General features: G+C 59.1%; 1 protein-coding gene. It reads left to right on the top strand.

All coding sequences use genetic code 11. The features are described 5' to 3' along the window. Positions 1–60: 60 nt before the first annotated feature. The coding region (locus IVA80_RS25980; protein ID WP_247437105.1) for an IS630 family transposase at positions 61–1,079 on the top strand (1,019 nt) is incomplete at its 3' end.

Raw genomic sequence — 1,079 nt, forward strand, 5'->3', positions numbered from 1 at the left:
CTAGTGTTCTGTCACTGACATTTGAATCCCAGCTTGTCGCGAACATGATTCACTCGCGGCATGGGAAACGACTTGATTGTACTTGATCGCAAGGCTCGCAGGGAACTGGAGCAGCTGCTCATCGATGGAAATACGGCTCAGAAGATCGCCAAGCGAGCGAGGATCGTGCTGATGACGGCGGACGGTCATGGCGTCGTGGCGATTATGCGTGAAGTCGGGGTTTCGAAGACCACCGTCTGGCGCTGGCAGGACTATTTTGCCGAAGCTGGCGTCGATGGTCTGATCAAAGGCCGCTCCAAGCCGCCTGGCCGTAAGCCGCTCAGCGCTGCCATGAAGCTCAAGGTCGTCGAGAAGACCGTAAAGGAGCGTCCCGCCAATGCCACGCACTGGAGCGTGCGATCGATGGCGGAAGAAATGGGCATCAGCCACACGAGCGTGCAGCGCATCTGGGCCGAACACGGCCTCAAGCCGCATCTCGTGCGCAGCTTCAAGATCTCCAACGATCCCGACTTCGTCGCGAAGGTCGAGGACATCGTCGGCCTTTACGTCGATCCGCCGGAGAAGGCGCTGGTGCTTTCCGTCGATGAGAAGAGCCAAATTCAGGCACTCGACCGCACGCAGCCGGGTTTGCCCTTGAAAAAGGGCCGTGCCGGCACGATGACCCATGATTACAAGCGCAACGGCACCACAACGCTCTTCGCCGCGCTCGATGTGGCGGCCGGTACCGTCATCGGCGAATGTCTGGCGCGTCATCGGGCAAACGAGTTCCTGTCGTTTCTGAAAACAATCGACCGCGAGACGCCCGCACATCTCGATCTGCATCTGATCCTCGATAACTACGCCACTCACAAGACGCCGGCCGTGAAGCGCTGGTTGGCGCGACACAAACGCTTCACACTGCACTTCACGCCGACATCCTGTTCCTGGCTCAACCTCGTCGAGCGGCTCTTCGCCGAAATCACTCGCCAGCGCATTCGGCGAGGAACCTTCAACGACGTCAGCGAACTCAAGACCGCGATTGACGAGTGGATCGAGCATCGAAACCAAAACCCAAAGCCCTTCAAGTGGACCGCCAGCGC

This window comes from Bradyrhizobium sp. 139 (assembly GCF_023074175.1).
Lineage (GTDB): Bacteria > Pseudomonadota > Alphaproteobacteria > Rhizobiales > Xanthobacteraceae > Bradyrhizobium.